At 71.9% G+C, this 26,520-nt stretch carries 25 protein-coding genes; 13 read left to right on the forward strand and 12 right to left on the reverse strand.

Going from position 1 to position 26,520, the window contains the following annotated elements; genetic code table 11:
* Positions 1 to 46: 46 nt before the first annotated feature.
* The 3 genes from ACFY9S_RS35405 to ACFY9S_RS35415 all read left to right on the forward strand — a co-directional run bounded on the left by ACFY9S_RS35405 (position 47) and on the right by ACFY9S_RS35415 (position 2,108).
* A complete protein-coding gene (locus tag ACFY9S_RS35405) occupies positions 47 to 289 on the forward strand; it encodes a DUF397 domain-containing protein (protein WP_010033039.1) in 243 nt (80 codons plus the stop codon).
* A 161-nt stretch (positions 290 to 450) separates the two neighbouring features.
* Entirely contained in the window at positions 451 to 1,353 is a 903-nt protein-coding gene (locus tag ACFY9S_RS35410; protein WP_391137033.1) for a universal stress protein, read from the forward strand.
* A 257-nt stretch (positions 1,354 to 1,610) separates the two neighbouring features.
* The gene (locus ACFY9S_RS35415; RefSeq protein WP_391137035.1) at positions 1,611 to 2,108 is read left to right on the forward strand and encodes a hypothetical protein; all 498 of its coding nucleotides are present in this window, start codon (positions 1,611 to 1,613) and stop codon (positions 2,106 to 2,108) included.
* Between the two features lie 69 nt (positions 2,109 to 2,177).
* On the opposite strand, the gene ACFY9S_RS35420 is transcribed toward ACFY9S_RS35415, so the two are convergent.
* Entirely contained in the window at positions 2,178 to 3,317 is a 1,140-nt protein-coding gene (locus tag ACFY9S_RS35420; RefSeq protein ID WP_391137038.1) for a phosphotransferase, read from the reverse strand.
* 232 nt (positions 3,318 to 3,549) lie between these two features.
* Here ACFY9S_RS35420 and ACFY9S_RS35425 point away from each other — a divergent pair, with 232 nt between their 5' ends.
* Entirely contained in the window at positions 3,550 to 5,043 is a 1,494-nt protein-coding gene (locus ACFY9S_RS35425) for a hypothetical protein (protein WP_391137041.1), read from the forward strand.
* 29 nt (positions 5,044 to 5,072) lie between these two features.
* Here ACFY9S_RS35425 and ACFY9S_RS35430 read toward each other — a convergent pair whose 3' ends face one another.
* The 3 genes from ACFY9S_RS35430 to ACFY9S_RS35440 form a co-directional block, all read right to left on the reverse strand.
* A complete protein-coding gene (locus ACFY9S_RS35430; protein ID WP_391137043.1) occupies positions 5,073 to 6,482 on the reverse strand; it encodes a SpoIIE family protein phosphatase in 1,410 nt (469 codons plus the stop codon).
* Between the two features lie 273 nt (positions 6,483 to 6,755).
* Entirely contained in the window at positions 6,756 to 7,850 is a 1,095-nt protein-coding gene (locus ACFY9S_RS35435; RefSeq protein ID WP_391137046.1) for a chemotaxis protein, read from the reverse strand.
* Between the two features lie 50 nt (positions 7,851 to 7,900).
* A complete protein-coding gene (locus tag ACFY9S_RS35440; protein WP_391137049.1) occupies positions 7,901 to 9,472 on the reverse strand; it encodes an alpha/beta fold hydrolase in 1,572 nt (523 codons plus the stop codon).
* A 304-nt stretch (positions 9,473 to 9,776) separates the two neighbouring features.
* Here ACFY9S_RS35440 and ACFY9S_RS35445 point away from each other — a divergent pair, with 304 nt between their 5' ends.
* The gene (locus ACFY9S_RS35445) at positions 9,777 to 10,442 is read left to right on the forward strand and encodes a chaplin family protein (protein ID WP_391137051.1); all 666 of its coding nucleotides are present in this window, start codon (positions 9,777 to 9,779) and stop codon (positions 10,440 to 10,442) included.
* A gap of 11 nt (positions 10,443 to 10,453) precedes the next feature.
* On the opposite strand, the gene ACFY9S_RS35450 is transcribed toward ACFY9S_RS35445, so the two are convergent.
* The 3 genes from ACFY9S_RS35450 to ACFY9S_RS35460 all read right to left on the reverse strand — a co-directional run bounded on the left by ACFY9S_RS35450 (position 10,454) and on the right by ACFY9S_RS35460 (position 16,126).
* Complete coding sequence (locus ACFY9S_RS35450) at positions 10,454 to 11,188, reverse strand: class I SAM-dependent methyltransferase (protein WP_391137054.1); 735 nt, start codon at positions 11,186 to 11,188, stop codon at positions 10,454 to 10,456.
* A 6-nt stretch (positions 11,189 to 11,194) separates the two neighbouring features.
* On the reverse strand, positions 11,195 to 15,499 hold the full coding sequence (locus ACFY9S_RS35455) for an aminotransferase class I/II-fold pyridoxal phosphate-dependent enzyme (RefSeq protein WP_391137057.1): 4,305 nt from the start codon (positions 15,497 to 15,499) through the stop codon (positions 11,195 to 11,197).
* Positions 15,500 to 15,640: 141 nt separating this feature from the next.
* A complete protein-coding gene (locus ACFY9S_RS35460; protein WP_391137060.1) occupies positions 15,641 to 16,126 on the reverse strand; it encodes a deaminase in 486 nt (161 codons plus the stop codon).
* A gap of 146 nt (positions 16,127 to 16,272) precedes the next feature.
* Here ACFY9S_RS35460 and ACFY9S_RS35465 point away from each other — a divergent pair, with 146 nt between their 5' ends.
* Positions 16,273 to 17,049 (forward strand): GNAT family N-acetyltransferase, encoded by a 777-nt coding sequence (locus ACFY9S_RS35465; RefSeq protein WP_391137063.1) that lies wholly within the window; start codon positions 16,273 to 16,275, stop codon positions 17,047 to 17,049.
* 130 nt (positions 17,050 to 17,179) lie between these two features.
* Here ACFY9S_RS35465 and ACFY9S_RS35470 read toward each other — a convergent pair whose 3' ends face one another.
* Positions 17,180 to 17,620, reverse strand: coding sequence for an SPW repeat protein (locus tag ACFY9S_RS35470; protein ID WP_391137066.1), 441 nt, complete (start codon positions 17,618 to 17,620; stop codon positions 17,180 to 17,182).
* 228 nt (positions 17,621 to 17,848) lie between these two features.
* Here ACFY9S_RS35470 and ACFY9S_RS35475 point away from each other — a divergent pair, with 228 nt between their 5' ends.
* Positions 17,849 to 18,025 (forward strand): hypothetical protein, encoded by a 177-nt coding sequence (locus ACFY9S_RS35475; RefSeq protein ID WP_391137069.1) that lies wholly within the window; start codon positions 17,849 to 17,851, stop codon positions 18,023 to 18,025.
* 193 nt (positions 18,026 to 18,218) lie between these two features.
* Here ACFY9S_RS35475 and ACFY9S_RS35480 read toward each other — a convergent pair whose 3' ends face one another.
* A complete protein-coding gene (locus tag ACFY9S_RS35480; protein WP_391137072.1) occupies positions 18,219 to 19,328 on the reverse strand; it encodes an ABC transporter substrate-binding protein in 1,110 nt (369 codons plus the stop codon).
* Positions 19,329 to 19,453: 125 nt separating this feature from the next.
* Here ACFY9S_RS35480 and ACFY9S_RS35485 point away from each other — a divergent pair, with 125 nt between their 5' ends.
* The 4 genes from ACFY9S_RS35485 (at position 19,454) to ACFY9S_RS35500 (ending at position 23,417) form a co-directional block, all read left to right on the forward strand.
* Complete coding sequence (locus tag ACFY9S_RS35485) at positions 19,454 to 19,900, forward strand: MarR family transcriptional regulator (protein ID WP_391137075.1); 447 nt, start codon at positions 19,454 to 19,456, stop codon at positions 19,898 to 19,900.
* Between the two features lie 238 nt (positions 19,901 to 20,138).
* Complete coding sequence (locus ACFY9S_RS35490; protein WP_391137078.1) at positions 20,139 to 21,029, forward strand: glycoside hydrolase family 19 protein; 891 nt, start codon at positions 20,139 to 20,141, stop codon at positions 21,027 to 21,029.
* Between the two features lie 75 nt (positions 21,030 to 21,104).
* Positions 21,105 to 22,466, forward strand: a complete 1,362-nt coding sequence (locus tag ACFY9S_RS35495) for a phospholipase (protein ID WP_391137300.1) — start codon at positions 21,105 to 21,107, stop codon at positions 22,464 to 22,466.
* A 42-nt stretch (positions 22,467 to 22,508) separates the two neighbouring features.
* On the forward strand, positions 22,509 to 23,417 hold the full coding sequence (locus tag ACFY9S_RS35500) for an oxidoreductase (RefSeq protein WP_391137081.1): 909 nt from the start codon (positions 22,509 to 22,511) through the stop codon (positions 23,415 to 23,417).
* 7 nt (positions 23,418 to 23,424) lie between these two features.
* Here the strand turns inward: ACFY9S_RS35500 and ACFY9S_RS35505 are convergent, their stop codons facing one another.
* Both ACFY9S_RS35505 and ACFY9S_RS35510 read right to left on the reverse strand, forming a co-directional pair.
* A complete protein-coding gene (locus ACFY9S_RS35505; protein ID WP_391137083.1) occupies positions 23,425 to 23,883 on the reverse strand; it encodes a pyridoxamine 5'-phosphate oxidase family protein in 459 nt (152 codons plus the stop codon).
* Between the two features lie 49 nt (positions 23,884 to 23,932).
* Positions 23,933 to 24,334: a tautomerase family protein gene (locus ACFY9S_RS35510; RefSeq protein WP_391137086.1), complete on the reverse strand. Its 402-nt coding sequence runs from the start codon at positions 24,332 to 24,334 to the stop codon at positions 23,933 to 23,935.
* Between the two features lie 136 nt (positions 24,335 to 24,470).
* Between ACFY9S_RS35510 and ACFY9S_RS35515 the strand changes: the two genes are divergently transcribed.
* Positions 24,471 to 24,863 (forward strand): VOC family protein, encoded by a 393-nt coding sequence (locus tag ACFY9S_RS35515; RefSeq protein WP_391137088.1) that lies wholly within the window; start codon positions 24,471 to 24,473, stop codon positions 24,861 to 24,863.
* A gap of 45 nt (positions 24,864 to 24,908) precedes the next feature.
* A complete protein-coding gene (locus ACFY9S_RS35520) occupies positions 24,909 to 25,988 on the forward strand; it encodes an adenosine deaminase (RefSeq protein WP_391137090.1) in 1,080 nt (359 codons plus the stop codon).
* Here the strand turns inward: ACFY9S_RS35520 and ACFY9S_RS35525 are convergent.
* Positions 25,970 to 26,485 (reverse strand): DUF664 domain-containing protein, encoded by a 516-nt coding sequence (locus tag ACFY9S_RS35525; protein ID WP_391137092.1) that lies wholly within the window; start codon positions 26,483 to 26,485, stop codon positions 25,970 to 25,972. The genes ACFY9S_RS35520 and ACFY9S_RS35525 overlap by 19 nt on opposite strands.
* Positions 26,486 to 26,520 lie beyond the last annotated feature (35 nt).

The raw sequence follows: 26,520 nt of genomic DNA on the forward strand, positions 1-26,520 counted from the left end.
CGATCGCTAGGCTGGCCGCGGACGACGAACCGGGAGGAGCACGGACGTGGCCGAGACCACCACCCAGCAGCGCCCGCTCACGGGCTGGGACAAGCCCGAGCTTGACCTCACCAACGCACAGTGGCAGTCCAGCAGCCGAGGGCGGGGGGATGTCCAGATCGCCTTCGTCGAAGGCTTCATCGCCATGCGGAACAGTGCCCGCCCGGAGAGCCCTTCGCTGATCTTCACGCCCGCCGAGTGGGGCGCGTTCGTGTCGGGAGCGCGGGAGGGAGAGTTCGACCTCACCTGAGGACGGGACTGCCCCGTCCGGACGGCCGGGAGCCGACGGCCGATCCGGGGGTGTTCCGCCCGCATTTCCGGACACGCGACCGGAGGCGTCTTCCCGGAGCCACCGCCTGAGTCAGGCTGGCCCCCGGGAGGGGACGGCCCGATCCCGGAGGTGAGGACCCCATGAGCACTCTGCCCGTCGTAGCTGCGGTCGACGGTTCGGACGACAGCCTGCGCGCCCTGGATTGGGCTGTCGACGCCGCTCGCCGGCGCGCGGCACCCTTGCGCGTGGCGCACGTCCGCCAGTACGCCCACTGGGCACAGCCCGAGGTCCTCGCCGCAGGGCTCGCGGACCAGCCGGACGACCCCGTGCTCGGCCAGGTCCGCGCCCACCTGGAGGGGCGCGCCGACCAGCCGGACACGGAGTACGTCGGCGTGGAGGGCGCGGTCGGCGCGGTCCTGCCCGAACTGGGTGCCGCCGCCCAGCTCCTGGTGCTCGGCTCCCGGGGCCGCGGCGGCTTCGCCAGTCTGCTGCTCGGCTCCACCAGCATGGCCACCGCCCGCGACGCCGAGTGCCCCGTCGTCGTGGTCCCCCGGCCCGGACGCGAGGTCCACGGCGAGGCGCCGGGCGGCCCCGGCTCACGTGTGGTCGTCGGCCTCAAGGTGGACGGTCCCGACGAGGCCACACTCGAGTTCGCCTTCGCCGAGGCCGCCCGGCGCGGTGCCCGGCTCCAGGCGGTCGCCGCCTATCCGTGGCCCGCGCAGCCCTGGATGATGCCCGGGGAGATGCCCCCGCCGATCGTCGACCAGGACGTCATCGAGGACGAGACCCGGGTCCTCGCCGACGGTTTCCTCGCCCCGTACCGCGAGCGGCACCCGGACGTACCGATCCAGCTGATCCCGGCGGCGGGCGACGCGGCCGGCTACCTCGTCGCGGCCTCCCGGGACGCCGACCTCGTCGTGGTGGGCCGCCACCGGCGGCGTCTGCTCTCACCCGTGCGCATGATGGGCTCGGTCACCCACGCCGTCCTGCTGCACGCCGCGAGCCCCGTCGCCGTGGTGCCGCCCGCGTCCCCGGCGGACTGACCTCACCCAATCGAAGCAGCCGGGCCTTTCACCGGCCGCGAGCGGGATCCGTTGAACAGGGACGCCCGCCTCGCCCTCATCATCGGCCGACCGCGCCCGAGCGGCCCGCCACCACCAGCGGCACAAGGCGAAGGCCTGGCCCGGCCACCACCGCCCCGGAGGCCTCCAACCGCTCGCGGCATTTGGGTGGCGGCCCGGCCCGTCCGGTCCGCCGCCCGCCCCGCACTTCGCAGGCCGGGGCACGTACCATGGGCGACATGTCGTTCCTCCGCCGCCGCAGCGCCACTCCCGCCGGGCCCGACTTCGACGTACTGGCCATGGACCCGGGCGACTGGCCCGGCAACCTCGGTGCGGGACTGCTGCCCGCGCCCGACGGCACCTGCCAGGGCGTCTTCCTGCGCTACGACCTGTTCGGCGGTCGCGGCCCAGCGATGATCATCGGCAATCTGCCGGAGGGCTCCCCGGCCCGCGAGGTCGCCGAGGGTGAGGTCCCCTTCGAGGTGGCCCAGCTGCTGCTGGCGCTGGAGAACGACGAGGAGGTCACCGTCGTCAGCACCGAGGACGTACCGGTGATGCAGGGCGACAACCTCCTGATCGTGCGCCGCGTCAAGCTCTCCGAGAGTCGCATCTCCTGCGTGCAGTTCGACCGCAGTGACAACGTCCTCGTGACCATCGCCGCCTGGGACCGCCCCATCACGGACGACCTCTACGCCCTCCTCAAGCCGCTGCCGGCGGAACTCTTCCAGCAGGGCTGAGCCGAACCGACCGCACACGAAAGGGCCGCTGTACGCCTGACCCGGCGTGCAGCGGCCCTTTCGTCCCCGTCAGCGAGTGCCGACCGCCGCGCGCACGGCGCGCCGGGCCAACTGGCAGTCGTCGTGCAGCCGCCGCAGCAGCAGCCTCTGCTCCTCGCCGGTCGGCGTGGCAGCCGGGTGCGCCGGGCCCGGTGCCGCCGGGGCCGCGTCGTGCATCGAACGCTGCACGGCCGTCTCGTAGGTACGGATCTCACGGGTCAGCACCAGCATCAGGTTCACCAGGAAGGCGTCCCTGGACGCGAGCCCCGCCGACTGGGCGATCTGGCTGATCTGACGGCGGGCGACCGGTGCGTCCCCGAGCACCGACCACAACGTCGCCAGGTCGTAGCCCGGCAGGTACCAGCCGGCATGCTCCCAATCCACCAGCACTGGACCGGCCGGTGACAGGAGCATGTTCGACAGCAGTGCGTCGCCGTGGCAGAACTGGCCCATGCCCTGGCGCCCGGCCGTCTGCGCGATGCCGTGCAGCAGCTTCTGCAGGTCGCCCAGGTCCCGGTCGGTGAGCAGGCCCAGCTCGTGGTACCGGGAGATCCGGGCCGCGTAGTCGAGCGGGGCGTCGAAGGTGCCCGCCGGTGGGCGCCAGGCGTTCAGCCGGCAGATCGCGCCGAGTGCCGCTCTGATGTCCGCCCGGGGCGGTGCCTCCGCCGGGTGCCGCTGGAGCGCCGCCACCCGGCCCGGCATCCGCTCGATCACCAGGGTGCAGTTGTCCGGGTCCGCCGCGATCAGTCTCGGCGCCCGCACGGGAGGGCGGTGCCGGACGAACGAGCGGTACGCCGCTATCTCGTGGCGGATCCGCTCGGACCAGGCGGGGGAGTGGTCGAGTAAACACTTGGCGACGGCCGTGCTGCGACCGGTCGTGCCGACCAGGAGCACGGCCCGTCCGTTGCGGCGCAGGACCTGCACCGGGGCGAACTCCGGGCAGATGCGGTGCACGGACGCGATCGCCGTGCGCAGCTGCGCGCCCTGGGGGCCGGACAAGTCGAGTCTCCCGCTGAGCGGTTGAGTGCCGATGACCGTGCCGCGCCGAGCCCTGCCCGCACCGAGCACGGGGGCCGCCGGCCGCGCGGGGGCGAGGTAGGGGCCGCTGTCCGCGGGACGCGGGTGCAGCGGCCGGGGCGGTGCGGACACGGAGGACGATGCTGTGTACATGGGCGAAACAGATCCCTTCGTGTGCCTGCGACGACAGCGCACCACCCGGCCCGGAGGCCCGGGAGAACCCTGGGGAGTGTCCCTGGCTACCGGGTCGGGGTGGCGCGTTCCTACCTGACACCGGATGGCCCATGGCACACCATCTGGCGAACCCTGGCGAACCCTGGCGAATAGTCGCCCGGCAAGTCTCCCCGGGCTACTGTCAACTCAGCCGAGAACCTGGGGGCTTGACGTGAGCGGACAACCCAACACCCGGCTCGCGGACCTGTTCGGCCTGGCCGGCTGGTCCAAAGGCGAACTCGCGAGGCTGGTCAACCGGCAGGCGGCGGCCATGGGCCACCCTCAGCTGTCGACCGACACCTCCCGGGTGCGGCGGTGGATCGACACGGGAGAGATCCCGCGCGATCCGGTGCCGCGGGTGCTGGCGGCTCTGTTCACCGAGCGTCTCGGCCGTGTCGTGACCATAGAGGACCTCGGTCTGGTCCGGCACGGGCGTGCGGGGAAACGGCAGGGCGGCGGGAGCGCCGAGGCTCCCGACGGCGTGCCGTGGGCGCCCGAGCGGACGGCTGCGGTCCTCACCGAATTCACGGGAATGGACCTCATGCTCAACCGACGCGGCTTGGTGGGCGCGGGCGCCGCGCTCGCCGCGGGATCCGCACTCAGCAGCGCCATGTACGACTGGCTGCACACCGACCCTTCCCTGGCTGCCGACGCCCCCGACCTCGACCATCCCCTGCACGCCGACCCCGCTGGGTTCGACCGCTACGAGGCCGCCCCCATCGGGTCGCAGGAGATCGAGGAACTGGAGCGCTCGGTCGAGGTGTTCCGCGCCTGGGACGCGGCCCGCGGCGGCGGGCTCCAGCGCAAGGCCGTGGTGGGCCAGCTCAACGAGGTGGGCGGCATGCTCGCCTACCGTCACCCACCCCACCTCCAGCGGCGCCTGTGGGGCGTCGCCGCCAACCTGGCCGTCCTCGCGGGCTGGATGTCGCACGACGTCGGCCTGGAGCCCACGGCGCAGAAGTACTTCGTCATCGCCGCGCACGCGGCCAGAGAGGGCGGGGACCGCCCCCGCGCGGGCGAGGCACTGTCCCGCGCGGCCCGCCAGATGGTGCACCTGGGCAAGCCCGACGACGCCCTGGACCTGATGAAACTCGCCACGTCCGGCTCGGGCGACGAGGTGCTGCCCCGCACCCGGGCGATGCTCTGCACCATCGAGGCCTGGGCGCAGGCGGCCATGGGCAAGGGCCAGGCGATGCGACGCACACTCGGCCGGGCGGAGGACCTGTTCGTCTCCGACAAGGCCGACGTCCCGCCGCCGGACTGGATGCAGACCTTCAAGGAGGAGGACCTCTACGGCATGCAGGCGCTGGCCTACCGCACGCTCGCCGAGTTCGAGCCGGGCGCGGCCGCCCATGCCCAGCACTACGCGGAGAAGGCGCTGGCCCTGCGGGTCGACGGCCGGCAGCGCTCGAAGATCTTCGACTACCTGTCGATGGCGTCGGCCTGCTTCATCGCGGACGACCCCGAACAGGCGGACCGGTACGCGCGACTGGCCCTGGTGTCGATGGGGTCCAACTCCTCCCACCGCACCTGGGACCGGCTGCGCCAGATGTACCGGCTCACCGCCGAGTACTCGGGCTATCCGAGGATCCAGGAGCTGCGGGAGGAGATCAAGCTCGCCCTGCCGAAGACGAAGGGCAGGGGCGGCAGCCGCGCGCAGGCCTGAGGTCCCCGGTAGGCCCCGTTTCCGGTTCTCTACGACATGACCCGGGCGACGAGCACACAGGCGTTGTCCGCGCGCCCGCCCTCGCCGAACTCCTGGACCACGGTCCGTAAGCAGTCCTCCGCGGTGCGGTTCCGCGCCATACGCGGTGCCAGGCCGAGGAGGAGGTTCGCCGCCGCCGATCCGGTGTGCCCGGGTACCAGCCCGTCGGTGTGCAGGAGCAGCAGGTCGCCCACCCGGAGCGTCTCTTCGGCCTGCCCGTAGACGGCGCCCGAGGTGGCGCCGAGCAGGACGCCGTCCGGTGCGTCCAGGACGCGCCCCGCCCCGTCGCGGAACAGCAGCGGGGCGGGGTGCCCGGCCTGCGCCCACACCAGGGTGCGGTCCGCGGGCCGGTAGCGGCAGCAGACGGCGCTGCCCAGGGCGGGTTGCACGGTGGCGTCGAGTAACTGGTTCAGCCAGGCCATCACCTGCCCCGGCTGCGCGCCGGCCATGGCCATGCCGCGTACGGCACCGAGCAGCATGGTCATGTTCGATGTGACGCCGACTCCCTGGCCGGTGAGGTCGCCGACGCTGAGGAGTGTTTCGCCGTCGGTCAGTTCGAGGGCGTCGTACCAGTCGCCGCCGATGAGTGTGCGGGTGGACGCCGGCAGGTGGTGGGACGCGAGGTCGAGGGTCCTGAGGCCCCGGTGCGGGAGCCGCAGGGAGCCGCGCCACGGCGGCAGCACGGCCTCCTGCAGCTCGGCCGCGATCCGGTGCTCGCTCTGCGCGGCCTCCTGCCGGTGGTGCAGCGAGTCACGGGTCTCGCTCACCACCCGCTGGCTGCGGCGCAGTTCGCTGACGTCACGCAGCACGGCCCACATCGAGGCGGTACTGCCGTCGGTGTCGAGCACCGGTTCGCCCATCATGTGCACGGTCCGTACGTCGCCGGCCCGGCGGGCGATGCGGAACTCGCCGTCGATGGGCCGGGCGTCGACGAGGCAGTCGGTGACCATCGCCGTCAGCTTCGGCCGGTCCTCGTCCACGACCAGTGACGGCAGTTCGTCGAGGGTGAGCGGGGAGGCGGCCGGGTCGCGGCCCAGGATCCGGTAGAGCTCGCCGGACCAACTGGCCTCGTCCGTCAACAGGTTCCACTCGGCGCTGCCGACCCGGCTGAGCAGGGAGCCGTGCGCGGGGAGGGGGGCTTCCGAGGCCGCTGCCGTGGGCAGGGGACCGTCCCGCAGCTGGGCCAGGTGCTCGTCGAGGTCGTTGAGCTGGTGCAGGGCCAGGTCGTACAGGGCACGCTGCCAGCGCTCGCGGGGGTGGTCCGATCCCTCTCCGCCGGAGTCACGGCGCACCGCGTCCACGTCGCCCTTGAGCCGCCGCGTCTGCGATATGAGCGCGTCGACCGAGCCGCGTCCGGGCGGCTGGGCGGCTGGGCGGTCCGCGGAGAGGTGGGACGGCATGACGCACTCCGATGCGGGGACGGTACGACCAAGGCGGACGGAGGGACCGTTACGACTGTTGCACAGCCCGCGACGGCCTGTAAGGGATTCGGCGACACACGATACGGTGGTGCTTCTGGCATATGTCACAGTCTCGCGGAGCTACTCCGGGGTAGGTGGGGGACGCTCTCCCCGAAGGCTCAAGTCGTAGATTACACAGGGCATTTGAGGCCCATAGGAAACACCCGTACGAGGTTCATGCGGGTGTTCGATGGTTCTGTGTTCGAGCCGTGGTCAGTAGCGCAGCACCCCGGCCATGCCGGCCGCCTCCCCGAGCGTGCCGTCCGGGACGAAGCGGACGTCGGCCCCTGTCTCCAGGCACTGTTCGACGATCTCGTCCACGATGTCCTCGCGGGAGTCGAGGTCGCCGCTCTCGGCGAGGATCAGATGGTCCCCGGCGTCGCGGACCGTCACGCGGTAGTTCTCCTCGACGGCCAGCAGCCCGACGCGGCCGTCCCGGGCGCTCTGCCACAGCTCGTCGACGCCGGCGGCGAACGCGCGTCGGCCGCGGGCCGTTTCGAGGGCGCGGGTCACGGCGTCCGTACTGCGGCGGGCCTCCGCCTCGACCACCGGGCGCACGGCCTGCCACACGGTCTCGGGGGTCCCGTGGGCGAGCCCGCCGTGCGGGATGTGCACCGCCCCGCGGGCGGTACCGCCGACCTCGTCCAGCAGGGAGAGGGCGGCCGGCTCGCCGGTGACGTACAGCTGCCTCGGGTGGTCGCGCAGCACGGCGTTCATCACGGTGCCGGCCTCGCGCAGGAACTGGCGGGTGCGTTCCTCCCGGAAGGCGCTCGGTGTGTCGCCGGTCCGCTGCTGCCGTTCCGGGTCGAAGTTCTCCACGCGCCGGGTCAGCGGGAAGCCCCCGACCCGGGCCTCGGCGACCCGGTCGACGCCGCCGTTCCACAGGGTGACGCGGTCCGCGGCGAGCGACAGGATCCAGAAGGGACGCCCGGCCGTCTGGGCGGAGACGAGGTTGCGGGTGAGGAAGGTGTCCGAGAGCACCACGCGTTCGGGTACGGACCTCGCCAGCGACCACACCTGGTGCTCGCCCGGAGCGGCGAAGATCGCCAGGCCGTCCTCGGCATGGGTCAGGTCCACCTCGGTCATGGCCCGGTCCAGGTGCCCGGCCACCTCGGCGCGTCGCTCCCGGGTGACGGCCGGATCGGCCTCCAGCTGCCTCTTCGCCTCGGCCACCGCATTGCGCAGCCGGACCTGGTCCTGGGCGTTGTAGGGATCGCGCCGATGGGTCGGCGTCAGCACGGAGACCGCGGGGTAGGGGCGCGGGCGCCGCAGCTCGGCAAGGGTCGCGGGACTCAGAACGCTCTCCATGACAGAACGATAGAGCGAATTCGGCATGAGGGCATTTGGGGCAATCGATCTCACTCGTCGTCGCGGTCGGAACCGCAGGAGCTGCCGTCCGGCGGAAGCGTCCCGTACAGCAGGAAGGCGTCGACCTTGCCGTGCACGCACTTCGACGAGCCGTAGCCGGTGTGTCCTTCACCCCGGTTGTCGAGCACCACGGCCGACGATCCGAGCCGCCTGGCCGTCTCCACCGTCCAGCGGTACGGCGTGGCCGGATCGCCCCGGGTGCCGACGAGCAGCATCCTCGGCGTGTCGAGGTCCTTGACGTCGTCGCGGATGTAGTCGGTGCCCTTGGGGCGGCCGTAGCACATCAGCACCTGGGTGAGCCGGTAGCGTCCGAAGACCGGTGAGGCCTGCTCGTAGCGGGCGCGCAGCCGGCCGAGGTCCTCGGTGACCTGCGCGGCGGTGGGGCGGTCCGGATCGTCCGCGCAGTTGACGGCCATCAGCGCCGCGGGCAGGTTGTCGATCGGCACGTCCGCGGGGTCGGTCAGCCCGGTGTGCGGGCCGCGCCGGGGCGGCAGGGTGAAGCCCCCGGACAGGAACGCCTCCAGGCCGCTCGGGTCGCCGTCCTCCAGCAGCCGGCCGACGGCCCGCTGCAGCGAGGGCCACAGCTCCCTGCTGTAGAGGCCCTGCCCGAGAGCGCCGGCGAAGTCCTGACCGGAGAACGCCTCGCCGAAGCCGTTCGGCAGCGGATCCTTGTCGAGTGACTCGACCACCTGCACGACGTGCTTCCGGGCTTCTCGCGGATCCCGTCCGAACGGGCAGGCGATGTCCTCGGTGCACCAGGTCAGGAAGTTCTCCAGTGCGGTCTGCTGTCCCCGGGCGCTCGCCACACCCTGCTCGGACAGGGGCTCGGTCAGTGTGTCGACGCCGTCCAGCACCATCCTGCCGACCTTCTCGGGGTGCTGGGCCGCGTACACCGCGCCGAGCCGGCTCCCGTAGGAGAAGCCCAGGTAGTTGAGCTTGTCGTCGCCGAGCGCGTCGCGTATGACGTCCATGTCGCGGGCGGCGTCGACCGTGCCGATGTGGGGCAGGACGGGGCCCGAGTGCTCGCTGCACTCGGCCGCCGCCGCGCGCAGCTCTTCGAGGACGGCCGCCGGGTCGGTCACGTCGGCATTGCCGTCGGTGGCGTCCAGGGCGCTGTCCGAGGCGTTTCCGCAGCTGACCGGCGAGGAGCGGCCGACGCCGCGGGGGTCGAAGGAGACCACGTCGTAGCCGTTGGTCAGGCCCATGAAATCCTTTCCGCCCATGGCGAGTTGGGCCACGCCCTGCCCGCCCGGACCGCCGAAGTTCAGCAGGACCGATCCCCGCGACGTGCCCGTGGCCCGGTAGCGGGCGACGGCGACGTCGAGGGTGCCCTGCCCGGGCCTGGCGTAGTCGAGCGGGACGGTGACCTTCCCGCACTGGAGGTCCTTCGGCATGTCCATGCCTTCGCACTTCGACCATGTGACCTTCTGGTCGTAGAAGCGCTTGAGACCGGGCGGAGGGTCGTCGGCGGCCGGCAGTGCCGTGCCCAGCAGGGCGAGCCCGGCCGTACCGGTGACCGCGCAGCGCCGTATCGAGGGGCGCGAGGACAGCTTGGCCAGCATCGATGCCTCCAGGGACGCGGGGCGTCCGGCAGCGGACCGGGACCGGCGCCCTCGCTCACCATATGCGTGCCCCGGAAGCCGCGCCTCCGGGCGGGCGGGGCCGGGCGGCGAGCCGTGATCTGCGCTGCTCGCCCCCGAAAAGCCCGCATGCGGGGCCGATATACGAAGGGCTTGACCACTAGTTCGACAACCGGGCCGCTCGATGGAGTGAAAGGCCGATAAGCCATAACTCGGACCGGACGCTCCGCGTTCTACCCGGTGCGGGTGAGTGCCCGCCACGCGATGTCTGGAAGGCAGGGGCCCCATGAGACGCCTCACCCGAAACGGAGTGATCGCCGTCGCCGCCGCCTCGGGCGCGATGGCCGTGACCGTCCCCGCGTACGCCGGTTCCGGTGCGGACGGCTCGGCGGCCGGTTCGCCCGGAGTGGCCTCCGGCAACACCGTCCAGCTGCCGGTGCACGTCCCGGTGAACGTGTGCGGGAACACCGTGAACGTGGTGGGGCTCCTGAACCCCGCCGCCGGCAACGGCTGCGCGAACAACGACGACGGGCCGGCAGGCCGGCCGGGCACGCCCGGGGGCGCGGTCGCCGAGGGCAGCGGAAAGGATTCACCGGGCGTGATCTCCGGCAACGGCGTGCAGTTGCCGGTCGGCCTCCCGGTCAACGTCACGGGCAACTCGGCGAACGCGGTCGGCATCGGCAACCCGTCGACCGGCAACGAGTCCTCGAACACCCCCGGTGAGCAGCGCCCGGCCCGCCCCCAGCACCCGCCGAAGCCGGCCCCGGAGCGGACCCCGCCACCTCGGCCGAACCCGGCTCCCGAACCGGCCCCGCACGCCGTCCCGCACGCCACCGGTGCCCTGGCGCACACGGGCACGGACCACACCCTTCAGGCCGTCGCGGCGAGCGCGGCGCTGATCGCCGGGGGAGTGGTGCTGCGCCGAAGGCTCCGCCCGAGCTCGGACGGCTGACGGCACACGGGCTACACCGCCTCCGCCACCCCCGTGAGCAGGACCATCCCCGAGTCCCCGTAGTCGGGCAGGGTCGGGTCCACGTCGATGTGGGTCACGTCCAGGGCCCGGGTCAGGGGCGTGAAGACCTCCGTCACGGTCGCCGGGCTCACCGGGCAGCCCGGCCAGCGCGAGGCCGGGCCGATGCGGTACGTCGGCATGTTCTCCATGAAAGCCGCGACCAGGTGGCCACCCGGCCGGACCGTGCGGACGAAGGCCCGGCAGAAATCGGCGAACTCGGCGAAGTCCTCCGTGACGCTCTCGGCGACGAAGTGCATGGAGGCCAGTCCGTACGCGCCCGGCGGCAGCGTCCGGACGTCGGCGTGGACGATGTTCACCGGGGCCAGCGCCCCCGCAAGGGTCGCGGGCACCTCCGGGTTCAGCCGTCGGCACAGCGTGTGGAAGGGCAGCCAGCTGGCGTCGAGACGGTGGCAGATCTGGTCCTCCAGGTAGGCGACGTTGCTCGCCCCGGCCTCCACGGCGTCGATCCTGCGGCACGCGGCGGACGCCAGCATGAGCGGGTACAGGTTGGGTCCCGCCCCGAACTCCACCGAGCGGGCGATCCGGCCGGGCGGGAGGCCCCGGTAGAACGCGGAATGGTGCGCGATCACCGCCGCGTCCGACGCGTGCACCTCGCGGTAGTTCTCCGCGAGGTAGTCGGAGACCGGCCAGCGGTCCCAGTCCACGTCGTCGTTGTGCGTCGTCATGGCCGGCTAGCCCTTCAGCCGCAGCGGGAAGCGTTCGGACAACCGGGTCAGGGTCCCGTTCAGATGGTCGATGTCCTCGTCCGAGTTGAGGGCCGTGAGCTGGACACGGAACCCCACCCGGTCCCGTGGGACCAGCGGGTACGCCGCCAGCGTCACATAGACGCCCTCCTGCCACAGGTATGCGGCGACCGCGTCCAGGTCCGCGGGGTTCGCCAGCGGCACCTCCACGATCGGCAGCCGGTCCGCGTTGAGGGTGCTCACCCCCATGCCCTCCAGGTGGTCGAGGACCCGGACCGTCTTGCGGTACAGGTCCGCCCGGATCGCGTCGCCGCGGCGCTCGTTGACGCCCAGCCCGGCCAGCGCGGTCGCCAGTGACGCCGTCGGTGACGGCCCCGAGTACAGATAGGGCGCCGCCGCGGTCTTCAGCCGGTTCTTCAGCTCCGGCGGCAGCGCGAGGAACGCCAGCAAGGACGAGTACGCCTTGGAGAACCCGCCCACGAGCACGATCCCGTCGTACGACTCCCCGGTGTGCCGCACCACGCAGTTGCCGCGCATGCCGTACGGGCACGTCTCGTCCGGCCCGCGCTCCCCGATCACGCCGAAGCCGTGCGCGTCGTCGACGTACAGCGTCGCGCCCTGCGAGCGGCACACCGCTGCCAGGGCAGGCAGATCGGGGATGTTGCCGCTCATGCTGTTGACGCCGTCGAGACACACCAGCCGAGGCGTTCCCGCCGGGACCCCGGCCAGCAGGGCACGCAGTTCGTCGAGCCGCTCGGCGTGGAAGCGGTGCAGGGTGGCGCCCTGCGCCCGGGCCACCACGCAGCCGTCGTAGACCGTGCGGTGCGCGGTCGCCTCCACGAAGACGTGCCCGTCCTCGACGATGGCCGGGATCACCGAGGAGTGGACCAGCGTCAGCGTGGGCAGCAGCAGCGTGTCCGGCGCGCCCAGCAGCGCGGCGAGCCGCTCCTCGATGTCGGGGTACAGTCGCGGACTGCCCAGCAGCCGCGACCAGCTGGGGTGCGTGCCCCACCGGCGGACCGCGGGATCGACCGATGCCATGATCTCCGGGTCCCAGTCGAAGCCCAGGTAGTTGCACGACGCGAAGTCGATCAGCCAGTGGTCACCGCTGCGGATGTGCCTCCCGCGCACCTCGTCGAGGACCGCGTCGCTCATCGGGCTGGTGCGCCGCAGATGCTCCAGGTCCGCCCAGCGCGTCTCGCGGCGTCCCCGGGGGGCGTCGACCCGGGGCCGGGGCGTCTGCGAAGGGGCGAAGGGGCGGGCGCTGGGCTCCCGCAGGACGTGCGCGCTCTGGTCGACCGTCAGCGGCCGGGCGAACAGGAACCCCTGCCCGAACCGGCACCCCATGCTCGCCAGCAGGTCCCGCTGCGCGGTGTTCTCGATGCCCTCGGCGATGACCTGCAGACCCAGGGTGTCGGCGATCCGCACGATGCCCTCGACCAGGGCGACCTGCTGGGCGTCCTGTGCGATGTCGTCGATGAACGACTTGTCGATCTTCAGCACGTCGATGGGGAAGTCCCGCAGGTAGCGCAGCGAGGAGAAGCCGGTGCCGAAGTCGTCGACTGCGATGTGCACGCCGAGTTCCTTCAGCGTGTTCAGCACCGTCTGTAGCCGGTCGTCGCGTTGCAACAGGACCGTCTCCGTAAGCTCCAGCTGCAACGATCCCGGTTCGAGTCCCGGGGTGCTCAGTGCCTCCCCGATCTGCTCGATGAACCCGGCGCCGCGGAACTGGCGGGCGGAGACGTTCACACTGACGTACGGCGGTCGGGCCGGGCCCGGCAGCCGTTGCAGTCCCGCGATGTCGTTGACCGCGTTCTCCAGCACCCACGAGCCCAGTGCGGCGATGTGCCCGGTCTCCTCGGCCAGGGTGATGAACTCGTGCGGGGCGACGGGAGGCCGGCGCTCGTCCGGCCACCGCACCAGCGCCTCGAACCCGACGACTTCGCCCCCTGTGATGTCCACGACCGGCTGGTAGCGCAGCCCGAACGTCTTGTCGGCGACCGCCTGGGCCAGCTGGGTCTGCAGATCGTGCCGCTCGACCATGCGGCTGCGCAGCAGCGGCTTGAAGCGGCGCCACTGCCGCTTGCCCGCCGCCTTCGCCGCGTACAGCGCGAGGTCGGCATGGCCCAGCAGCTCCTCCGCGTCCGTGCTGTCCCGCGCGGTGGCCACGCCGATGCTGGCGGACACCGTCACCGACTCGTCGGCCAGTTCGAACGGCCTGCTCAGCGTCTGGATCACCTGGGCCGCCAGCAGTTCGGCGTCGAGGGGCTGCTTGGCACCCTCCATCAGCACGGCGAACTCGTCACCGCCGAGCCGGGCGGCGGTGTCGGTGCGCCGCAGCGCCCGGGACAGCCGGTTGCCCACCGCGACCAGCAGATGGTCGCCCACCCGGTGCCCCATGGTGTCGTTGACCAGCTTGAAGTCGTCGAGGTCGATGAAGAGCAGACAGGTCAGGGACGACTCGCGACGCCCGCGCAGCAGGGCGCGTTCGATCCGCTCCAGCAGCAGCGTCCGGTTGGGCAGACCGGTCAGCGAGTCGTGGAAGGCCCGCTGCGTCAGCTCCTGCTCCAGCCGCCGCTGCTCGGTCACGTCCCGCAGGGTCACCACCAGACCGGACACGGTCCGCTCGTCCCGGAAGTCGCTGAAGCGGACCTCCACCTCGACGCGCCCTTCCCGGCGCCGCACCCACCAGTGGTCGTGGCCCGCCCCCGAACCCCGCTCCCGTACGGAGGCCAGCTCCCGGGCCGCCCGCTCCCGGTCGCCGGGGTCCACCAGCTCCGGCAGGGACACGCCGAGGAGCTCGTCGGTGCCGAAGACGGACTGCGAGGACGGGCTGGCGTACCGGACGGTGTCGTCGTCCTCAAGGATCAGGATCACGTCGGAGGCGTTGCGGACGAGGGTGCGGAAGTACGCCTCTTTCTCCCGCCGGAAGACCTCGCGCCGCAGCGTGACGCGTTCCATGGCCAGACCCGCGTGCGAGGCCAGGATCTCCAGGGAACCCCACGTCTCGTGCAGCTGCCGCTCGGGGGCGGCGACCAGCAGGATGCCCGGCACGGCTTCGGCCGGGCGGTCGGGCTGGGTCATGGGACACACCAGGACGGACGGCAGGCCGTCGAGCGCGGAGGCGACCTCGGGGTCGAGGACCGCCGGGCTGACCAACCGGGTGCCGTGGGCGCCCAGGTCCGCCGCCCGCTCCGTGGGCAGCAGCATCGTCCGATGCGGTACGTCCGGGCCCATCAGCCGGTCGACCGCCTGGTGGCAGGACTGGTCGACCTCTTCCTGCCGGAAGGCGGAGACCAGAGACGCGGCGGCTCCACGCAGGGCCAGCTCCCGCGTCACCGCGTGACGATGTGCCACGACCATCCCCGCCAGCCGGAGGATCACGAGCAGGAACAGCACTCCCGAGAAGGCCGCGATCACGGCGGCGTCCCGGGTCTGGCCGCTCAGCCCCTCCCAGAGCAGGATGCCCGGCGCGATGAGCGTGGCCACGGCGAGCAAGACCAGCCGGCGCGGCGGCGGCAGCAGGGACTCCCGCTGTGGTACGGAAGCCGTCAGCTCGACCATGGAGGGCTGCAGCGCCGCCAGGCCCCAGGCGGTGTAGAAGACGACCCAGCCGAGATCCAGCAGGCTGCCGGTCTGCCAGACGTCGTTCAACTGCAGCATCCCGTAGGCGATGTCCGTCACGAGCAGGGTCACCGTGCCGACGACCAGCAGGCGCACGGCGCGATTGGACCCGTTGACCGGGCTGGGGGTGAGCAGCCTGACCAGCAGGGCCAGCACGAGGATGTCACCGAGTGGGTAGGCGATGCTGATGGCCCGCTGCTGCCAGGTCAGGCCCTGCAGCACGGTCAGCGGTTGCACCAGGTACACCCACACGGGCAGCGCCAGGCCGGCGGTGACGATCAGCGCGTCGAGCAGGCTCGGCAGGTCGCGGTCGGCCCACCGGTGACGCACCAGGCCCAGCAGGCCGATCGCGAAGAGCGGGTACATGGCGAGGTAGCAGGCGTCGGCCGGGGACGGGAACGGGTTGGACGCTCCGAGGTACTGCTCCATCACGAAGTAGTACGTGTCGCCCGCGATGAAGACGAGCAGGCCGGCGGCCAGGACCCACCAGGGCCATGGGTGGGCGGGCCGGTACAGGCGCGTGCCGATCAGGATGGCGGCGACACCGGCCAGCCCCATCACGGCCCACATCACGGGAACCATCACCGGGACGGTCATGTACACGACGGTGACGACCGCAACCAGGATGACGTAGACGGCTATGAGCCGACGTGCCGGCAGCGAGGACATGTGCCTCCCCCCGTCGGGGAGCCCGGGGTGTGTGCCTGGTCTTACACCTGGTCCAATTGAAATCGATCGTAGGTTCGTCCGGGCGGCCCTGCATCTCGGGCGGATGCCTGCCGGGGCGGAGCCCGCGCCTCCCGTGATGTCTCAGTGGCGTCCGCGGTGGAACCTGATGTGCAACTCCCTCACCTGCTCCGCAAGTTCGGGCACCGGTCCGTCCACGGTGACACCGGGTGCCACCTCGTGTACGGACAGTGGCCGCACTGGCGCCGTAGGAACTCCCAACTCACCCAGCCATGTGGTGAGTTGTTCGGACGAGGCGACGTAGACGATGCGTCCGAGGCCGACCCAGGCGTGCGCGGCCGCGCACATCGGGCAGTGCTCGCCGGAGGTGTAGACCGTGGCGGCCGCCCGCGCCCCGGGCGTGAGGTGCGCCGCCGACCAGCGCGCCAGCGCGAACTCGGGGTGCCGGGTGCGGTCGCCCGAGGCCACCCGGTTGTGGTCCTCGCCGAGGACGGTGCCGTCCGCGCCCACCAGGACCGAACCGAACGGCTCGTCCCCGGCCTCCAGCGCCTCGGCCGCCAGTTCCACGCAGCGGCGCAGATGCGGCAGTTCCGTGTCCTTCACGACCATGGGCCGGCCTTTCCCGTGACGATGTGATCAACAGGACATTAGGGGGGCGGCGCGCGGGGCGAAAGGAGCGGGGCCGCAGGCCGGGAGGGTGCCGCCGGGCCGGAAAACCGTTTGCCGACCGGCCCGGCGGCTGGTGAGGTCTGCCCATGGATCATGCCGAGGTGCTCGCCCTGTTCGACCGCGACCTGCGTGCGGGGGCGAGGCCGGACGGCCCCGGCGCCCGTGTCGAGCGGACCGGCGGCGTCGTCCGCCAGGTCGCCTCCCCACAGGGCTGGAACGGCATCGTGTGGTCAGCCCTCGACGAGGCCGGGGCGGACGCGGCGATCGCCGCGCAGATCGTCCACTACACCGGGCTCGGCCTCGACTTCGAGTGGAAGCTGTACGGGTACGACCGCCCGGCCGACCTCGGGCGGCGGTTGTGCGAGGCCGGGTTCACGCCCGGGCTCGAGGAGACGCTGATGGTCGGTGAGGTCCACGGCCTGGCCCTCGGCACCGAACCGCCCGAGGGTGTGCGCGTCGTGCCGGTCACCGACCCGGCGGGCGTCGATCTCGTGGCCGACGTCCACGAGAAGGCGTTCGGCGCGGACAGCTCCTGGCTGCGCCACCAGCTCCTCGCCCGGCTGTCGGCCGACCCGGACGCCGTCGTCGCCGTCGTGGCGATGGCCGGCGCCGAGCCGGTGAGCTCGGCCCGGATGGAACTGGTACCCGGCACGCCCTTCGCCGGGCTGTGGGGCGGCGGCACCGTCCAGCACTGGCGGGGCCGTGGCATCTACCGCTCGCTGGTCGCCCACCGCGCCCGCGCCGCCGCGGCCCGCGGCCACCGCTACCTCCAGGTCGACGCCTCCAGCCAGAGCCGACCGATCCTGGAACGCCTCGGATTCGTGCCGCTGACGACCACGACGCCGTACCAGTACACGTCGTAGCCGGGCAAGGGCGGGCGATTCCGCCGCACGCCGCGCGGGCCGGGTCCCGTCGCCGCGGGCGGCCACGGGCCGGACGGTCCCGGGCCGGCCCGGGAAGCGGACCGGCCCGCCGGCTCCTTTCCGGCGTTCGCTACGGCCTGCGCGAGGCCTTCGCCGCCGCTCCGGCGCACACCAGCCCCAGGAGCACGGCCAGTGCGCCGATGATGATGTTGTTCCACACGACACCGGCGTCCGGGCTTTCACCCACGATCCACGGCGAAATGATCAGCCACGCCCCGAGGGCACACATGGCCCAGCTCAGGCCGTACATGCGCTCGGGAGCGCGAGTGAAGCCGAGCGCCAGCAGGCTGATCGCGATACCCATGATCAGGTTGTGGGTCACGAGTGCCGGCTGGCTGGTCGTGTAGTGGACTATCCACGGGGATGCGGCGCAGTACAGACCGAGCAGGAACACCGGTCCGTCCACGAGCGCCACATCGCGGCCGCCGAGCACGCGGGCGTACCGGTCCCGCATCTCGGAGGCGTCAGGGTGGCTGGTCATGTCACCTCGGGTGGGCGAGACGTTGGCCATGACTCGTCTCCTTCATGGTGCAGGGCGTCCGCGTCTGGAAGGGTGTGCGGTAAACGCCGCGTAAGCATCATTCTGCCCTTATGTACCATTTATGTGTAGAGGTCGGCGCGAGGCGAGGAATCTACCCGGCGGTACATGTCCGGCCGGATCGGGGGCATCCGGATGTGTACGACAGCGACCGATCGGCGTCGCCCGGCGGGCGGCGCGGGACAGGGGAGGGCAGCGGACGTGACTGCGGCGATCAGCGCGAAGGTGTTGGAACGGTTCCCGGCGGGGTCTCCGCGCGGATCGTGGCCCGCGGAGGAGTACGCGGCCCGCCGCCGTGCCGAGGGCGAGGCCGCCACCGTCGTGATGGACCTGGAGTCGGACGCCTTCCTCGTGGTCGTCCCGGCGGACGAGAACTGAATGCCTCGTTTCTCCCGCCCCTGACGGCTTTTCGGCCGCCATCCGTGAGGGCGGCGCGGGGCGCCGGTCCGGGGGTGTGTCGGCGGCCGACCGGCCGCACACCCGGCGGGCACGGACCGGAGTGGCTTGTGCCGGGCCGGACTGGACCCGAGTGGGCTGTGCCGGGCCGGACTGGAGCGCAGCGGCTGTGCGGTCAGGTACGGGCGTCCAGTTCCGTGAGGACGTCGAAGTCGAGGCCGTCGGCCCGCGCCAGATAGATCCGCTGGCGCACATGGGCGTCCCGCAGGTGGAGCAGCCCGCGCGGGCCCTCGTACGACACCGCCCCCGCACCGGCCGCCGCGCCGATCGCCGAGACGTCCAGCGCCCCGGCCCGCTTCAGCAGCGCGGCCAGCAGCAGCACACCCTCGTAGCAGGACTCACCGAGGCTGCCGAGGGCGGGCGCCTCGACGCCGTAGCGGGCGGCGTACCGCCCATGGAAGTCGAGGGTGTCGCGATTGGCCAGCGAGGCGAAGAACCCGGCCGCGCTGTAGAGGTCCTCGGTCGCCGTGGGGCCGCTCGCCACCAGCATGTTCTCGTCCATCAGGGTGCTCAGCCGCAGACAGCGCGCGTGCAGGCCGTACGCCGCGAACTCCCGGTTGAAGCGCACCGCGTCACTGCCGACGAGCAGCATCAGCACCGCGTCGGCGTCGGAGCGTTCGACGCCGCGCAGCACCGGCCCGAAGTCGTGGGTGCCGAGCGGGACATAGACCTCGCCGGCGACGCCCCCGCCGCAGTCCCGGGCGTACAGGCGGGCCGAGCGGGCCGTGTGCCGCGGCCACACGTAGTCGTTGCCCACCACGAACCAGCGCCGCACCCCGCGCTCGCGCGCCAGCAGCTCCATCGCCGGCCGGAGCTGATCGCGCGGGGTCTCGCTCGTCAGGAACACCCCCGCCGTGTCCTCCCCGCCCTCGTACAGCGCGGTGTAGACGTACGGGACGCGGTGCGCGATCCGCGGCGCCAGCGCCTGCCGTACGGACGAGATGTGCCAGCCGGTGACGCCCTGCACGGCACCCAGGTCCACCAGCGCCCCGACCTCGTCGGCGATCTCGTGCGGTGTGCCCGAGCCGTCGACCGGTACCAGCCGCAGCTCCCTGCCGAGCACGCCGCCGTCCCGGTTGACCTCCTCGGCGGCCAGCCGGGCGCACAGCTCACAGGTGGGCCCGAAGATCCCGGCCGGCCCCCGAAGGGGGAAAACGAGGGCCACGCCGAGCACGGAGTCGTCTGCCGTGAACCACTCGGGCGTGGGGTGGTCGTGCCGGAACATGGCGTCATGATTCCGGCTCCACCGGACGAACTCCAGTGCGTCTCCTACGATGGACACCCCTCGTGACCCAGGCCCGTCCGCATCAGGCCGCGGGGTTTCGAACGACAGGCTCTGGAGGAGCAGGGATGCCCAGCCCCACCTCGCGTCGGCCCGACGCCCTCGTGCAGTTGCTGACACGGGCCGAACGGCTCGCGGCACGGCGATTGCAGGGCGTTCTGGAGGCGGAGGGCTGCTCGCTCGACGCGTGGCGGGTGCTGGCCTCGCTGTCCGACGGTGAGGGGCACCACATGACGGGGCTCGCCGAGGCCGCCTTCCTGCCGCCTCCGACGCTGACCAAGCTCGTCGACCAGCTCGTCGACCAGAACCTGGTGCACCGCAGGGTCGACCCCTTCGACCGCCGCCGCGTCCTCGCCCACCTCACCCCGCGCGGCCAGGAGTACTGGCAGCGCCTCGACCGTGCGGTCCGCTCCGGGCCGTCCCCGCTCGGCGACGGGGACGAAGACCTGCTGCGGTCCCTGCTGGTCCGGCTGGAGACAGCGCTGGAGGGCTCCGCGCACGTCCAGGGCCTGTAGATCCGAAGGCCCCGGCGTACGGACGACAGGTCGGCTCACCGCAACCCGTCCCGTTTGGTCTAGACCTGACTGGTCTACACCCTTGACTGGTACATACCAATACGGTTGAGTGTGCCTCACCAGCCCCCACCGCGGCCGCCCCCACGCCGTGCCCGGATCACCCGGCGCGTGCGGTCAAGGGCCTGTTTCACCCTGCCCTCGTCAGAGTGCGGCCGTGCTCCGCGAAGGAGTCGAACCCGTGTCGAGACGCCGCATCTCCGCAGTCCTGGTCACCCTCGCCCTCGCCGGCACCGCGCCGGTGCTCCTGCCCGCTTCGAACGCCTCGGCCGCAGCCTGCTCCAGCTACCCGAACTGGACGGCCGGGAAGTCGTACGCCGCCGGTGACATCGTCCGCTACACCGACGGCAAGGCGTACATCGCCGAGCACGCGAACCCGGGCTACGACCCGGTCATCAGCACCTGGTACTGGGAGCCGTACGCCTGCGACAGCGGTCCGGGCACGCCCAACGGCCGCTTCGTGGTGAGCGAGGCCCAGTTCAACCAGATGTTCCCCAACCGGAATTCCTTCTACAGCTACAGCGGGCTCACCGCGGCCCTCAGCGCCTACCCCGGCTTCGCCAACACCGGCAGCGACACGGTGAAGAAGCAGGAGGCCGCCGCCTTCCTCGCCAACGTCAGCCACGAGACCGGCGGTCTGGTGCACGTGGTGGAGCAGAACACCGCCAACTACCCGCACTACTGCGACTGGAGCCGGCCCTACGGCTGTCCGGCCGGCCAGGCCGCCTACTACGGGCGCGGCCCGATCCAGCTGAGCTGGAACTTCAACTACAAGGCCGCGGGCGACGCGCTCGGCATCGACCTGCTGAACAACCCCTGGCTGGTGCAGAACGACTCGGCCGTCGCCTGGAAGACCGCCCTGTGGTACTGGAACACCCAGACCGGCCCCGGATCCATGACCCCGCACAACGCCATGGTGAACGGCGCCGGGTTCGGCCAGACGATCCGCAGCATCAACGGTTCCCTGGAGTGCGACGGCAAGAACCCGGCGCAGGTGCAGAGCCGCGTGAACAACTATCAGCGGTTCACGCAGATTCTCGGGACGTCACCCGGCGGCAACCTGTACTGCTGACGCGGGACCGTGCGGCGTGGTGTCATGCGGGATGTCATGTACCTGATGGCCGATCGAAGGGCATCCCCCATGCGACTGCGCACCCCCCACGCCCTGCTCGCCACGACCGCGGCACTGGCCGCCGCGGTCGTGGCCCCCCAGCCCGCTGCCGCCGCCGTCCCGGTCCCGGGGACGTACTACGTCCAGAGCGCCACGACCGGGCTCAACGCGGCCGACAGCGGCGGAGCGGTCGAGCAGCACAGACCCCGCGGCGACGAGGACCGTCAGCAGTGGCAGCTGAAGCCGAGCGGCTCCTCGTACCTTCTGGAGAGCGCCGACGCGCCCGGCTCCTGCCTCGGCCGCGCCGGCGACCAGGCCGCGACCGTCCCCTGCGCGGGCGCCGACGCCGGGTGGGAGATCAGCCCGGCCGGCTCCGACCGCTACACGCTCAAGGCGCCCGGGACCGCACGGCACCTCACCGTGGCGCCCAAGCCGCCCGGCGCCACCTATCCCGCCCGGCTCGCCGTCGGCGGATCCGGCGACCTCGCCACCTGGTACCTCACCCCCGTCGACCCCGCCACCGGTCCCATGCCGCCGCAGGACCGGCGCACCCTGGACCAGGTCACGTTCCTCACCAGCCACAACGCCTACGCCAACGGCGTCGACGGCGGCTTCGCCCCGCCCTTCGTCAACCTCGTGCCCAACCAGACCCGCGGCATCGAGCGCCAACTCGCCGACGGCGTACGCGGATTCATGCTGGACATCCACCAGACCCCGGACGGCGCCATCCTCTGCCACAACAGCTGCACCCTCGTCAGCAGGCCCGTCGCCCTGTGGGTCGACCTCCAGCGCATGGTCGACTTCCTGAAGGCCCACCCCGACCAGTTCGTCACCGTCTTCCTGGAGGACTACGTCGACCCGGCCGTCCTGCGCGCCGAACTCGCCCGCGTGAGCGGCCTGTCGGACGTGCTCTACCGGCCCGACCTCACCGGCGTACGGCGCGGCGGCTGGCCGACGATGGCGGACCTGGCCGCGGCCGGCGACCGACTGCTGATCTTCACCGACCACAGCCGCTCCGCCGACCAGGCCGCGGGCCTGACCCGGGACAGCTTCGGCGTCATGTACCAGCGCGAGTGGACCGTCGAGAACCACTGGTCCATGGGCCCGGGCGTCGGCACCTCCGACTGGTCCTGCTACAGCCGCTGGTACGGCGCCGACACCAATATCCCCCTGACCCGCACCGAACCCGGGTTCCGCCCGCTGTTCGTCATGAACCACTTCCGTGACGTCCCGCTCACCGGTACCGCGGGCACGGACAACACCAAACTCGCCGACCGTGCCCGGAGGTTCTGCCAGCCGGCCGCCCGCAAGAAGCCCAACTTCCTCGCCGTGGACCACTACGACCGCGGCAACCCGGCCTCCGCCGTCACCACCCTCAACTCCTACACCTACCCGTAGACCGGTTGCGCCGGCCGGCGCGCCGTGTGTGAGACTCCGCCGATGAGCTCACAGACGGTCACCGCGGACGCCGCGGGCACCTGGAAACTCGGCGACCTGCCCGTTCACCGCCTCGGCTTCGGCGCGATGCGGCTGACGGGCAGCGCCGCCTTCCACCACGGCACGCCGAGCGACCGCGACCGGTCGATCGCCGTACTGCGCAAGGCGATCGACCTCGGCGTGAACCACATCGACACGGCCGCCTTCTACTTCTCGTCACTGCGCTCCGCCAACGAACTCATCAACAGCGCGCTCGCGCCCTACCCCGACGACCTGGTCATCGTCACCAAGGTGGGCCCGTACCGGACCTACGACGGGGAATGGGGCACCTCCGCCCGACCCGAGGATCTGCGCGGCCACGTGGAGGAGAACCTGCGCCAGCTCGGCCGCGACCACCTGGACGTGGTCAATCTGCGCCGGATGCCGCAGTACGACTCGATCGCCGAGCACTTCGGGGCACTCGCCGCACTGCGCGAGGCGGGCCTGATCCGGCACCTCGGCATCTCCAACGTCACGCCCCGCCATCTCGCCGAGGCCCGGGCCATCGCCCCCGTGGTCTGCGTCCAGAACCGGTACGCCCTCGACCGCCCCGACCCCGCCACCGACGAACTGCTGCGCCTCTGCGGGGAGCAGGGCATCGCGTTCGTGCCGTTCTACGCCGTCGCCGGCGACGCCGCCGAGCAGGGTGCCGCCACCGCCCACGACGACGACGTCCGCGCCGTCGCCCGGGCCCACGGCGCGAGCCCCGCCCAGATCCGCATCGCCTGGACCCTGCACCAGGGCCCCCACGTCCTCGCCATCCCAGGCACCGGCAACCCCGGCCATCTCGCGGAGAACGTCGCAGCGGGCGCGATCCGTCTCACCGGCGAGGAGCTGAACCGTCTCGACAGGCCGCGCCGTGAAGCCGGTTGAGTGACCTCTACACCGCCCAGGCACCTTCCCGCATGAGATGCCTGCGCGGCAGCTCGTGCACCTCGCACCACGCCTGCACCGCGTGCGGCCGCACCCGGAAGAACGCGTACGACGCGTGATCCTCGCGCGGATCCCAGCCGGTCTTCGCGCGGAACGCCTCGACCGCCGCCGACGGCACCTCCCGCATCGGGTAGGTGTGCACCTCACCGTCGACGAGCACGACGTCCCTGGTGTCCCCCAAGGCCAGCCGGGTCCGCCCGCCGTCCCGCAGATTGCGGCCCGTGGGGTTGGTCAGCCGGGTGCACAGCCACACGGCCGCGTCGTGCCACACGAACCACAGCGGGACGAGGCAGGGCACACCTTCGGCGTCGGCCGTGGCGACCCAGATGTCGATCTCGCGCTCCAGGCGACCCAGCAGGTCCGTCTTGCGCTGCTCGGGGGTGCGGGGTGGCTCGGTGATCTTCATGGAGGCGACGGTAGCTTTCACAGGGGCCCGGCGCCTCGGGCCGCGGTCCTCATCCCCGGGACCTAGGACTCTCGAGATACTGCGCCACACCCTCTCCGAGCGACCAGTCCGCCGACTCGTTCTCCGTCAGCACGACGAACACGTTCCGCGGCTCGGTGCTCGCGTACACGTGAGACAGCTCTGCGATCCTGCGGTACAGCGCCTGCTTCTGCGCGGGCGTGCGGCCGGAGCGCAGGGTGATCGCGATGTAGGCGATGCCGTCGTCGCGGTGCACGCCCAGGTAGTCGTCCCAGCGCAGGGTGCCGCTCGTGCCGTCGTGGTCCACCAGGACCTGGAACCGGTCGTCGGGCGGGATGCCGATCGTTTCCTCCAAGGCGTCGTGCACGGCACGGCCGAGTGCGGCGAGGCGCTCGGGCCCGGCCCGGAGCGTGTGGATACGGACGAAGGGCATGGGGCCTCCGGAAGTCGGGATCGAGAGTGTACATACTAGTAGTTACAGAAGGCGGCCGGGCCGTCGGCAGGCAGTTGGCATCCTCGGGGTTTTACGTATAACCTCTCCGGTCAACCGCCCGCTCCGAGAGGCCCCGATGAGACGTATCGCCCTGGTCACCCTCGTCGTCGACGACTACGACGAGGCGATCCGCTTCTACACCGACGCCCTCGGACTCCGGCTCGCGGAGGACGCGCCCCGGCCCGACGGATCGCGCTGGGTCGTCGTCGAACCCGGCACCCCGGGAGCCGGGACCGGGCTGCTGCTGGCCCGCGCCGAGGGGGAGGCCCAGGCCGCCCGGGTCGGAGACCAGACGGGCGGACGGGTCGGGTTCTTCCTGCACACCGACGACTTCGCCCGCGACCACACCCGGATGGCCGCCGCGGGCGTGATCTTCCTGGAGGAGCCACGGCACGAGCCCTACGGGACCGTCGCCGTCTTCCAGGACCTGTACGGCAACCGCTGGGACCTGCTCCAGAGCGCCGGCTGACCCCTTCCCGCCGCTTCGAACCACCTGCCCGAGGAAAGACCCGCCATGACTGCTACGCGCGTAGACATCGATTTCATCCGCCGCCTCCCCAAGGCCGTGCTGCACGACCACCTCGACGGCGGCCTGCGCCCCGCCACCGTGGTGGAGCTGGCGGCCGCGGTCGGCCACACCCTGCCCACCACCGACCCGGACGAGCTCGCCGTCTGGTACTACGAGGCCGCCAACTCCGGCGACCTGGTGCGCTACATAGCCACCTTCGAGCACACCCTCGCCGTGCTGCAGACCCGCGAGGGCCTGCTGCGCACGGCCGAGGAGTACGTGCTGGACCTGGCCGCCGACGGTGTCGTCTACGGCGAGGTGCGCTACGCCCCCGAGCTGAACACCAACGGCGAGCTGACCATGGCGGAGGTCGTCGAGACCGTCCAGGAGGGCCTGGCGGCGGGCATGTCCAAGGCGGCTGCCGCGGGCACGCCGGTACGGGTCGGCACCCTGCTCTGCGGGATGCGGATGTTCGACAGGGTGCGCGAGGCCGCCGACCTGGCCGTGGCGTTCCGCGACGCCGGAGTCGTCGGCTTCGACATCGCCGGCGCCGAGGACGGCTTCCCGCCCGCCGACCACCTGGCGGCGTTCGAGCACCTGCGCCGCGAGAACGTGCCGTTCACCATCCACGCCGGTGAGGCGCACGGCCTGCCCAGCATCCACCAGGCCCTCCAGGTGTGCGGCGCCCAGCGCATCGGGCACGGTGTGCGGATCACCGACGACATCCCGGACCTCACGGCGGGCAAGCTCGGCAGGCTCGCGGGCTGGGTGCGCGACCGGCGTATCGCCCTGGAGATGTGCCCGACGTCCAACCTCCAGACGGGCGCCGCCACCTCGATCGCCGAACACCCGATCACCGCGCTCAAGGACCTCGGCTTCCGTGTCACCCTGAACACCGACAACCGCCTGGTGTCCGGCACCACGATGACCCGCGAGATGTCCCTGCTGGTCGAGCAGGCGGGCTGGACCGTCGAGGACCTGCGCACGGTCACCGTGAACGCCCTGAAGAGCGCGTTCGTCCCCTTCGACGAGCGGAACGAACTCATCCGGGACGTGGTGCTGCCCGGTTACGCCGCCGCGCTCTGAAGCAGCCCGCGGAGGTAGGCGGCCTGTCCGACGTGCTGGAGATCGTCGGACAGGACGCTGACCAGCCGGACGCCCAGGGTGACCGGCGGGTCCCAGCGCTCGTCGATGACCCGCTCCAGGTCCTTGGCCGTGAGGCCCCGCAGGGCGACCAGGTTCTGGTCGTGCACGGCGTCGTAGTAGCCCGTCAGCAGCTCGCCCGAGTCGACCCGGACCCGTGCGACCTTCGCGGGGCTGTGGCCGTAGCCCGTGTCGCGGCGGGGCAGGTCGAGGCCGAAGCGTTTCTCCCAGTCCTGCGACAGCCACACCTGTTCCAGGCCGAAGGCGTCGGCCATGTGGTCGTCCTGGACGCGGGTGAGGTGCCAGACCAGCCAGGCGATCGAGTTGGTGTCGGGGGAGGGGCGGGCGATCAGCTCGTCCGGCCCGAGCCCCTCGACGGTGGCGTGGACTTCTTCGCGGATGCGGCTGAAACCGTCGATGAGGATGTCCTTCGCATGCATAGCTCCACCATCGCGCATCGCCGGGGCTCACGCGC

Origin of the sequence: Streptomyces sp. NPDC012474, from assembly GCF_042955185.1 — a bacterium.
In the GTDB taxonomy this organism is placed as follows: domain Bacteria; phylum Actinomycetota; class Actinomycetes; order Streptomycetales; family Streptomycetaceae; genus Streptomyces; species Streptomyces cahuitamycinicus.

Bases quoted from the DNA above. Each gene is read 5' to 3' on its own strand.
- ACFY9S_RS35410 (WP_391137033.1), top strand. From the start codon at position 451: ATGAGCACTCTGCCCGTCGTAGCTGCGGTCGACGGTTCGGACGACAGC.
- ACFY9S_RS35415 (WP_391137035.1), top strand. From the start codon at position 1,611: ATGTCGTTCCTCCGCCGCCGCAGCGCCACTCCCGCCGGGCCCGACTTC.
- ACFY9S_RS35420 (WP_391137038.1), bottom strand. From the start codon at position 3,317: ATGTACACAGCATCGTCCTCCGTGTCCGCACCGCCCCGGCCGCTGCAC.
- ACFY9S_RS35430 (WP_391137043.1), bottom strand. From the start codon at position 6,482: ATGCCGTCCCACCTCTCCGCGGACCGCCCAGCCGCCCAGCCGCCCGGA.
- ACFY9S_RS35435 (WP_391137046.1), bottom strand. From the start codon at position 7,850: ATGGAGAGCGTTCTGAGTCCCGCGACCCTTGCCGAGCTGCGGCGCCCG.
- ACFY9S_RS35440 (WP_391137049.1), bottom strand. From the start codon at position 9,472: ATGCTGGCCAAGCTGTCCTCGCGCCCCTCGATACGGCGCTGCGCGGTC.
- ACFY9S_RS35445 (WP_391137051.1), top strand. From the start codon at position 9,777: ATGAGACGCCTCACCCGAAACGGAGTGATCGCCGTCGCCGCCGCCTCG.
- ACFY9S_RS35450 (WP_391137054.1), bottom strand. From the start codon at position 11,188: ATGACGACGCACAACGACGACGTGGACTGGGACCGCTGGCCGGTCTCC.
- ACFY9S_RS35455 (WP_391137057.1), bottom strand. From the start codon at position 15,499: ATGTCCTCGCTGCCGGCACGTCGGCTCATAGCCGTCTACGTCATCCTG.
- ACFY9S_RS35460 (WP_391137060.1), bottom strand. From the start codon at position 16,126: ATGGTCGTGAAGGACACGGAACTGCCGCATCTGCGCCGCTGCGTGGAA.
- ACFY9S_RS35465 (WP_391137063.1), top strand. From the start codon at position 16,273: ATGGATCATGCCGAGGTGCTCGCCCTGTTCGACCGCGACCTGCGTGCG.
- ACFY9S_RS35470 (WP_391137066.1), bottom strand. From the start codon at position 17,620: ATGGCCAACGTCTCGCCCACCCGAGGTGACATGACCAGCCACCCTGAC.
- ACFY9S_RS35480 (WP_391137072.1), bottom strand. From the start codon at position 19,328: ATGTTCCGGCACGACCACCCCACGCCCGAGTGGTTCACGGCAGACGAC.
- ACFY9S_RS35485 (WP_391137075.1), top strand. From the start codon at position 19,454: ATGCCCAGCCCCACCTCGCGTCGGCCCGACGCCCTCGTGCAGTTGCTG.
- ACFY9S_RS35500 (WP_391137081.1), top strand. From the start codon at position 22,509: ATGAGCTCACAGACGGTCACCGCGGACGCCGCGGGCACCTGGAAACTC.
- ACFY9S_RS35505 (WP_391137083.1), bottom strand. From the start codon at position 23,883: ATGAAGATCACCGAGCCACCCCGCACCCCCGAGCAGCGCAAGACGGAC.
- ACFY9S_RS35510 (WP_391137086.1), bottom strand. From the start codon at position 24,334: ATGCCCTTCGTCCGTATCCACACGCTCCGGGCCGGGCCCGAGCGCCTC.
- ACFY9S_RS35515 (WP_391137088.1), top strand. From the start codon at position 24,471: ATGAGACGTATCGCCCTGGTCACCCTCGTCGTCGACGACTACGACGAG.
- ACFY9S_RS35520 (WP_391137090.1), top strand. From the start codon at position 24,909: ATGACTGCTACGCGCGTAGACATCGATTTCATCCGCCGCCTCCCCAAG.
- ACFY9S_RS35525 (WP_391137092.1), bottom strand. From the start codon at position 26,485: ATGCATGCGAAGGACATCCTCATCGACGGTTTCAGCCGCATCCGCGAA.